Origin of the sequence: Oleomonas cavernae, from assembly GCF_003590945.1 — a bacterium.
In the GTDB taxonomy this organism is placed as follows: domain Bacteria; phylum Pseudomonadota; class Alphaproteobacteria; order Zavarziniales; family Zavarziniaceae; genus Zavarzinia; species Zavarzinia cavernae.
The window spans coordinates 1-2,777 of sequence record NZ_QYUK01000027.1; the positions used below are offsets into that span (position 1 = coordinate 1).

4 protein-coding genes are annotated in these 2,777 nt (G+C 64.8%); all 4 read right to left on the reverse strand.

All coding sequences use genetic code 11. The features are described from left to right. Nucleotides 1–28: 28 nt before the first annotated feature. Nucleotides 29–871: a chorismate mutase gene (pheA, locus tag D3874_RS27715; protein WP_199699406.1), complete on the reverse strand. Its 843-nt coding sequence runs from the start codon at nucleotides 869–871 to the stop codon at nucleotides 29–31. Nucleotides 872–1,037: 166 nt separating this feature from the next. Then, nucleotides 1,038–1,991, reverse strand: a complete 954-nt coding sequence (locus D3874_RS27720) for a phosphoglycerate dehydrogenase (protein ID WP_199699407.1) — start codon at nucleotides 1,989–1,991, stop codon at nucleotides 1,038–1,040. Beyond that, complete coding sequence (locus tag D3874_RS29770) at nucleotides 1,883–2,209, reverse strand: Rossmann-fold NAD(P)-binding domain-containing protein (RefSeq protein WP_199699408.1); 327 nt, start codon at nucleotides 2,207–2,209, stop codon at nucleotides 1,883–1,885. The genes D3874_RS27720 and D3874_RS29770 overlap by 109 nt, the downstream gene beginning before the upstream one ends. 117 nt (nucleotides 2,210–2,326) lie before the next feature. Continuing rightward, a partial coding sequence (locus D3874_RS27725; RefSeq protein WP_119782912.1) for an aminotransferase class V-fold PLP-dependent enzyme occupies nucleotides 2,327–2,777 on the reverse strand: 451 nt, incomplete at its 5' end.

Below are 2,777 nucleotides of genomic sequence, written 5' to 3' on the forward strand. Positions count from 1 at the left end.
AGCGCGCCGGGCATGTTGCGCTGCGCGGTCAGCACCACCGAGGTGACGTCGTCGCCGTGGGCGACGGGTCGTGCTTGCCGATGATCAGGAAGCGCGTGGTGTTGTTGGGGTCGTCCTCGATGTTCGAGGCCAGGATGTTCATGCCGTAGAGCTTGGCCGCCTGCTGGCCGGCGATGGCCGCCCCGCCCTTCTCGCGGGCGATCAGCACCGCCTGGGCGTTGCTGGCCACGGTGTCCTTCTCGGCCTTGGGCAGGCGCGCATCCAGCCACTTGCGGCACTGCGCAAAGGACTGCTGGTGCGAGTAGATGTGCGTGATGCCCTCGATCGAGGTCTCGGTGGACAGCAGGCAGTGGTGGATCGGCAGCGTCACCTCGCCGCAGATGCGCAGCGTGGTCTGGGCCAGCTCGTCCAGGGTGTGGCTGACGATGCCGCCCAGGGAGTTCTCCACCGGCACCACGCCGTAGTCGGCATTGCCGGTTTCCACGTCGCGGAAGATCTCGTCGATCGCCGCCGCCGGGCGCGCCGTGATGCTGTCGCCGAAGTGCTTCTGCACCGCCGCCTGGGTATAGGTACCCTCGGGCCCCAGGTAGGCGATCTTCAGCGGCGATTCCAGCGACAGGCAGGCCGACATGATCTCGCGCATCAGCCGCGCCACCGTCTCGTCGGTCAGCGGGCCGGTATTGCGCTCCATCGCGCGGCGCAGCACCTCCGCCTCCCTCGAGGGGCGGTAGTGGTTGCCGGTGCTGTCGCCCATCTTTTCCTTGATGTGGGCGACATCCTGGGCGATGCGGGCGCGCTGCGAGATCAGCGTCTGGATCTGCTCGTCCAGGGCGTCGATCCGGGTGCGGGCCTGGGCCAGTTCGTTGTTCATGGGTGCCGTAACGAAAACAGGGAGCGCGATTGTACGCGCTCCCCTTGCCGTCCCTAGCCCTTCCAAGACCAGGCAGTCCGCGAATGAACGCAAATAAACGCAAATTAATATTCCGGCCTATTCGCGTTCATTTGCGTCCATTTGCGGACCGATGTCTTCTTTAGGCTTAGCGGGCCGGGATGCAGCGCACCGACAGCACGCCCTGGATGCCCTGGAGTTCCTGCACCACGTCCTGGGCGCAGCCGGAGTCCACGTCCACGATGGTGTAGGCCAGATCGCCGCGCGACTTGTTGAGCAGGTCGGCGATGTTCAGGTTGTGCTTGGCCAGGGTCGTGGAAATCTGGCCGACCATGTTCGGCACGTTCTCGTTGACGATGCACAGGCGGGTCTTGCCCGGCAGCAGGGCCATCACCGCCTCGGGGAAGTTGACCGAGTTGCGCACGTTGCCCAGTTCCAGGAACTCGCGCAGCTGGTCGGCAACCATTACGGCGCAGTTGTCCTCGGCCTCGCCGGTGCTGGCGCCCAGGTGCGGGGTCGCGATCACGCGGGGTGGCCCTTGAGGCATTGCTCGGAAGTCGCAGACATAGGCGTGCAGGCCGCCGGCGTCCAGCGACTCGATCACGGCCTTCTCGTCGACGATGGCCTCGCGAGCGAAGTTCAGGATGACGCCCTTCTTGGGCATCAGCTTGAGGCGGTCGGCATTGATCAGGCCGCGGGTGGCGTCCAGCAGCGGCACGTGCACCGAGATGAACTGGCTCTTGGACACCAGGTCGTCCACCGACAGGGCCTGGCGCACGCCGGAGTTCAGCTGCCAGGCGTTGGTCACCGTCATCGCCGGGTCATAGCCGTAGACCGTCATGCCCAGTTCCAGGGCGGCGTTGGCCACCTTGACGCCGATGGCACCCAGGCCGATCACGCCCAGGGTGCGGCCCGGCAGCTCGAAACCGACGAACTTCTTCTTGCCGTCCTCGACCGCCAGGTGCATGGCCTTGTCGTCGCCGTCGAGCTTCTTCACGAAGTCCAGGGCCTGCGGGATGTTGCGCGCCGCCAGCAGCATGCCGGACAGCACCAGTTCCTTGACCGCGTTGGCGTTGGCGCCCGGGGCGTTGAACACCACCACGCCGCGCTTGGACAGGGCCGCGACCGGATGTTGTTGGTACCGGCGCCGGCGCGGCCGATGGCCTTCACGCTGGTCGGGATATCGAGCTTGTGCATGTCGGCCGAGCGCACCATCACGGCGTCCGGGCTGGACAGCTCGGAGGCGACTTCGTAGCGCTCGCGCGGCAGGCGCTCGAGGCCGAGGACGGAGATGTTGTTGAGGGTCTGGATCTTGAACATGGGAAGATTCCTTTAAAGATTTAGTCAGTCCGCTAATAAACGCAAATAAACGCCAATAGAAGAAATAATTTATTTGCGTTCATTCGCGTTCATTTGCGGACCAGAGTCTGTTGCGTCTCAGCCGCGCGTACGGGCGAATTCCTTCATGTATTCGATCAGCGCGTTCACGCCGTCCTGCGTCATCGCGTTGTACAGGCTGGCGCGCATGCCGCCCACCGAGCGGTGACCCTTCAAGCCCGACAGGCTGGCGGCCTTGGCGCCCTTGAGGAACTCCGCGTCCAGCTCGGCATTGGCCAGCACGAACGGCACGTTCATGCGCGAGCGGTTGGCCTTGGCCACCGGGTTGCTGTAGAAGTCCTGGCTGTCGATGTAGTCGTACAGCGCTCCGGCCTTGCGGGCGTTGCGCTCACCGATGCCCGCCAGGCCACCGTTGTCCTTGATCCACTTGAACACCAGGCCCGACACGTACCAGGCGAAGCACGGCGGGGTGTTCAGCATCGACTCGTTGTCGGCCATCTGCTTGTAATCGAAGATGCCCGGCGTGGTCGCCATGGCCTGGCCGATCAGG